General features: G+C 70.7%; 6 protein-coding genes. 5 read left to right on the forward strand and 1 reads right to left on the reverse strand.

Translation table 11 applies throughout. From position 1 onward, the window contains the following. The coding region (gene mazG / locus ACFDTC_RS08065; protein ID WP_375258367.1) for a nucleoside triphosphate pyrophosphohydrolase at positions 1 to 794 on the reverse strand (794 nt) is incomplete at its 3' end. 121 nt (positions 795 to 915) lie between these two features. Between mazG and speB the strand changes: the two genes are divergently transcribed. From speB to ACFDTC_RS08090, 5 genes are all read left to right on the forward strand, one after another. After that, on the forward strand, positions 916 to 1,875 hold the full coding sequence (gene speB / locus ACFDTC_RS08070; protein ID WP_375258368.1) for an agmatinase: 960 nt from the start codon (positions 916 to 918) through the stop codon (positions 1,873 to 1,875). 133 nt (positions 1,876 to 2,008) lie between these two features. Next, positions 2,009 to 2,422: a DUF1499 domain-containing protein gene (locus tag ACFDTC_RS08075; protein WP_375258369.1), complete on the forward strand. Its 414-nt coding sequence runs from the start codon at positions 2,009 to 2,011 to the stop codon at positions 2,420 to 2,422. Positions 2,423 to 2,453: 31 nt separating this feature from the next. Continuing rightward, complete coding sequence (gene prfA, locus ACFDTC_RS08080; RefSeq protein ID WP_375258370.1) at positions 2,454 to 3,503, forward strand: peptide chain release factor 1; 1,050 nt, start codon at positions 2,454 to 2,456, stop codon at positions 3,501 to 3,503. A gap of 24 nt (positions 3,504 to 3,527) precedes the next feature. Then, positions 3,528 to 4,355, forward strand: a complete 828-nt coding sequence (gene prmC / locus ACFDTC_RS08085) for a peptide chain release factor N(5)-glutamine methyltransferase (protein ID WP_375258405.1) — start codon at positions 3,528 to 3,530, stop codon at positions 4,353 to 4,355. Positions 4,356 to 4,568: 213 nt separating this feature from the next. Next, the coding region (locus tag ACFDTC_RS08090; protein ID WP_375258371.1) for a DUF4167 domain-containing protein at positions 4,569 to 5,179 on the forward strand (611 nt) is incomplete at its 3' end.

Genomic DNA, 5,179 nt, shown 5'->3' on the forward strand with positions numbered 1-5,179 from the left:
GCCGCATCCCACAGCGCGTCCATCTCGGCCAGGTCGCTGTCCTCGGGGCGGCGGCCCTGCTCGGCCAGCGCGGTCTCGATCGCGCCGAAGCGGCGGGTGAACTTGGCGTTGGCGCGGCGCAGCGCGGCCTCGGGGTCGATGTCGAGATGCCGGGCGAGGTTCGCCATCACGAACAGCAGGTCGCCGAACTCTTCCTCGCGGTGATCGGGGTCGGTCGCATCGCGCAGCTCCTGCGCCTCTTCGACGATCTTGTCGATCACCTGGTCGGTCTCGGGCCAGTCGAAGCCCACGCGCGCCGCGCGCTTCTGCAGCTTGACCGCGCGCATCAGCGCCGGCAGCCCGTGGGCGACGCCGTCGAGCACGCCCTGCTGCGCTTTGCCCGCGCGCTCGGCCGCCTTGATCGCCTCCCAGTCGGCGGTCTGCTGCTCGGCCGACTTGTCGCGCGATTCGTCGCCGAAGACGTGCGGATGCCGCGCGACCATCTTGTCGGCCATGGTGTTGGCGACGTCGTGGAAGTCGAACAGCCCGCGCTCGGCCGCCATCTGCGCGTGGAACACCGACTGGAACAGCAAATCGCCCAGCTCGCCGCGCAGCTCCTCCCAGGCGCTACGCTCGATCGCGTCGGCGACCTCGTAGGCTTCCTCAATCGTGTAGGGCGCGATGCTGGCGAAATCCTGTTCCAGGTCCCACGGACAGCCTGTGTCGGGATCGCGCAGGCGGCGCATGATCTCGAGCAGGCGGGGCAGGCCGCCGTCGGGGTCGTGGATCAGCGTGTCGGAATCTTGGTGGGTCATGAAGCCTCCGCCGGGTCGCGCGCCAAGGGATGGGCCAAGGCGCGCGCGGAGTCCAGCGGGCGGGGCTGGACGCCGCCCGCGGCGCCGCCTACCACGGGCGCGGCAGAGACGGAGGTGCGCCGTGGCGCTTGAAGACGCGAAGAAACAGATCGACCACGCCTTTACCCGCGACGACCTGAAGGGGCCGTCCTTCGAGAACGTCTTTGCCGGCGCGCCGTCCTTCCTGCGCCGCCGCTACACCAAGGACCTGCGCGGCGTCGACATGGCGGTGACGGGCCTGCCGTTCGACCAGGCGGTGACCAACCGGCCCGGCGCGCGGCTTGGCCCCCGCGCGGTGCGCGAGGCGTCGCTGCTGCAGCCTTGCGACGCGCCCTACGGCTGGGGCTACGACGTGCTGAGCGAATTCGCCATCGCCGACCACGGTGACATGGCCTTCGACTACGCGATGCCCTCGGAAGTGCCCGCGCGCATCGCGGCGCATGTGGGTGCGATCCTCGACGCGGGTGCGGCCTGCTTCGCCATCGGCGGCGATCATTCGGTGACGCTGGGCTGCCTGCGGGCGCAAGCGGCGAAGTACGGCAAGCTGTCGGTGATCCAGTTCGACGCCCACACCGACACTTGGGCCGACGACGACGCGGCGCGCGTCGATCACGGCACGTTCCTGTACACGGCGGTGCAGGAGGGACTGGTCGACCCTTCTCGCTCGGTCCAGATCGGCATCCGCACCGACAACCCCGACACGCTGGGCTTTCACATCATCGACGCGCCCGAGGTGCATCGCAGCGCGCCGGGCGACGTGGCGGCGCGCGCGAAGGAGATCGTCGGCGACGCGCCGTGCTACCTGACCTTCGACATCGACGCGCTCGACCCGGCCTTCGCGCCGGGTACGGGCACGCCGGTCTGGGGCGGGCTGGCCAGCCACCAGGCGGCGGCGATCCTGCGCGGCCTCGCCGGCATCGACCTCAAGGGCGGCGACGTGGTCGAGGTCTCTCCGCCCTACGACCATGCCGCGATCACCGCGACCGCCGCGGCGCACGTGATGACCGAGCAGCTGTGCCTGTGGGGCTGGACGCGGCGCTGAGCCGCGACAGGCCCAAGCCCGCGTACCATCGCGCCGGGGCTTCCAGAATCGTCGCGTTCCGTGTCATGCCGGTTCAGGGCGCGCCCGATGCGCGCCCGTCGGCTCCAGAACCGCGGTGGACCCTTCCTTGCGCATGATCTTCTATATCCTTCTCCTCGTGATCGTCGGCGGGTTCGCATGGATCCGGCTGGCCCCGTCAGATGCCGGGGCCTGGCACGTCGATCCGCAGGTCTCGGCCGACCAGGACCTGGCCAACGGCGTGCGGCGGCGCATCCCGGGCGGCGAGGGAACCTACCTGGCGCTGAACCAGATCATCCTGCAAAGCCCGCGGACCGAGCTTCTGGCCGGCGGCCCCGAAGACGAACGCGCAACCTTCATCACGCGCAGCAAGTGGATGGGCTTTCCCGACTACACCACCATCCAGATGGGCGAGGATCACGTCGAGCTTTACGCGCGCTCGCGCTTCGGCCGGTCCGACATGGACGTGAACCGCAAGCGGGTTCAGGGCTGGCTGGATCAGCTGAGCGAACCGGCGGAGCAGGGTTGACCGCCCGGCGCGGCCGGGCCATCCACGCGGCATGATCCCCCAGGACCGACTTCAGCAGATCCGCGAACGGCTCGAATACGTCGAGGCGCGCATGTCGCAGGGCGGTGGCGACATTGCCGCCCTGGGCCGCGAATACGCCGAGCTGCGCCCGGTGGTCGAGCGCATCGCAGAGCTCGAGCGCCTGCGCGAGGACATCGCCGAGGCCGAGACGATGCTGTCCGACCCCGAGATGCGCGAACTGGCCGAGGACGAGCTGCCGGGGCTGCGCGCGCGCCTGCCCGAGGTCGAGCACGCAGTGCAGCTGGCGCTGCTGCCGCGCGACGCGGCCGATGCGCGGCCGGCAATGCTGGAAATCCGCCCCGGCACGGGCGGAGAAGAGGCGGCGCTGTTCGCCGGTGACCTCGCGCGCATGTACCAGCGCTACGCCGAGGCGCAGGGCTGGGTCTGGGACGTGGTCGAAGAGGTGCATTCCGAGCTGGGCGGCTTGCGTGAGCTGGTTGTGCGCATCGCCGGCGACGGAGTCTTCGCCCGGCTGAAGTTCGAATCCGGCGTGCACCGCGTGCAGCGCGTGCCCGAGACCGAAAGCGGCGGGCGCATCCACACCTCGGCCGCGACGGTCGCCGTGCTCCCCGAAGCCGCCGAGGTCGACATCTCGATCGATCCCAACGACCTGCGGATCGACACGATGCGCAGCTCGGGCGCGGGCGGGCAGCACGTCAATACCACCGATTCCGCCGTGCGGATCACGCACATTCCTTCCGGCATCGTGGTGACGAGCTCCGAGAAATCGCAGCACCGCAACCGGGAGATCGCCATGCAGGTCCTGCGCGCGCGCCTGTTCGACGCCGAGCGCCAGCGCGCCGCGACCGAACGCGCCGATGCGCGCAAGGCGCAGGTGGGCACCGGCGACCGGTCCGAGCGCATCCGCACCTACAACTTCCCGCAGGGGCGGCTGACGGATCACCGGATCGGCCTGACACTCTATCGGCTGGACCAGGTGATGGCCGGCGACTTGGACGAGATCATCGACGCGCTGACCTCGGAACACCAGGCGGCGCAGCTGGCCGAAATGCAGGACTGAGCCGTGCCTGGCGCGGCGCAGGCGATGCTGGCCAAGGCGGTGCGGCGGCTGGAGGCGGCCGGGGTTCCGGACGCGCCCCGCGATGCCCGCCGGCTGCTGGCGCATGCTTTGGGGGTGGCACCGGGGCGGCTGACGCTGGTGCTGGGCGGCCCGGTGCCCGACGCGGCGGCCGAGGCGTTCGAGATACTGGTGACCCGCCGCGCGGCGCGCGAACCCGTCAGCCACCTGACCGGCACGCGCAGCTTCTGGGGGCGCGACTTCGTCGTGACGCCGGACGTCCTCGACCCCCGACCCGAGACCGAGATCCTGATCGCCGCCGCGCTGGAGGCGCCTTTCGTGCGCGTTCTGGACCTCGGCACCGGGTCGGGCTGCATCCTGCTGACGTTGCTGGCCGAACGGGCGACTGCGACGGGAATCGGCTGCGACCTGTCGGGGGCCGCGCTGGCCGTGGCTGGGCGAAACCGCGCGGCGCTGGGGCTGGACGAGCGGGCCGAGTTGTGCGCGGGCGACTGGTTCGCGGCGCTGGACGCGGACACCGGGCGCTTCGACCTGATCGTGTCGAACCCGCCCTATATCTCAGCTTCCGAAATGCCCGCGCTGGCCCCAGAAACCCGCGACTTCGAGCCGCGCGCGGCGCTCACCGACGAGGGCGACGGTCTGGCGGCCTACCGCGCGATCGCCGCGGGCGCGCCGGCGTGGCTGACCCCGGGCGGGCGGCTGATGGTCGAGATCGGACCGACGCAGGCGGACGCGGTCTCCGGCCTTTTCGCCGCGTCCGGGCTGGCGGAGGTCGCGGTGCTGCGGGATCTGGACGGCCGCGACCGGGTCGTCGTGGCCCGCGCACCCCTGTAAGGGTCGAAAAATACGCACAAAGCCGTGCAACACTGCGTTCTGCCCTTGTTTCCGCCTGCCACGTGTGATTTACGGAAGAGGTTCGCACGGTGGATTGCCTCCGCAGGCCTCCCGTCGGACGGCAAGCCGAACAGCCCGTGATCGCAGACCTTGGCGCCCGATGCGCCTTCGCGATCGCCGCACAGTCGAAACTCGGACTGGAATTACACACTTATGCGTTCATCCAAATCCCGCTCGCGGTCCAAGAACAACCGCAACCGCAGCAACACGCTGGGCAACGTTGTCAATCGCGTGTTCGACAGCAGCGGCCCCGAAGGCAAGGTGCGCGGCACGCCGCAGCAGATCATCGACAAGTACAACCAGCTGGCGCGCGACGCCTGGCTGGCCAACGACCGCGTCGCGGCCGAGAACTTCCAGCAGCACGCCGAACACTACCTGCGCATGCTGGCCGAGGCGCAGCGCGAGCAGGACGCCAAGCGCGACCAGCAGGAACGCGAGAACCGCGAACGCCAGGCCCAGCGCGACCGCGAGCGCGCCGAGCGTGACGCCCAGCAGGGCGACCGGCCGCAATCCGACGGCAACGACGACGGCAGGGGCGACCAGAACCGCCAGGATCAGAACCGCACCGACCAGGGCAACCAGTCCGCGGACCAGAGCGGCCGCGACGGCGACCAGGGCAACCGCCGGGGCGACGATTCGTTCGAGGTGCGCGACAGCGGATCCGAGGCGGGCCTGGTCGAGACGCCGGAAAGTGCCTCGAACGCCGAGGACAAGCCGCGCAAGCCCCGCGCCCAGCGCAAGCCGCGCCGCAAGCCCGAGGACGG

The sequence above is a fragment of the Citreimonas sp. genome (assembly GCF_042096055.1).
GTDB lineage: Bacteria > Pseudomonadota > Alphaproteobacteria > Rhodobacterales > Rhodobacteraceae > Citreimonas.

What these genes read in the sequence shown, in the direction of transcription:
- ACFDTC_RS08075 (WP_375258369.1), top strand. Translation starts at nt 2,009, where the DNA reads ATGATCTTCTATATCCTTCTCCTCGTGATCGTCGGCGGGTTCGCATGG.
- prfA (WP_375258370.1), top strand. Translation starts at nt 2,454, where the DNA reads ATGATCCCCCAGGACCGACTTCAGCAGATCCGCGAACGGCTCGAATAC.
- prmC (WP_375258405.1), top strand. Translation starts at nt 3,528, where the DNA reads ATGCTGGCCAAGGCGGTGCGGCGGCTGGAGGCGGCCGGGGTTCCGGAC.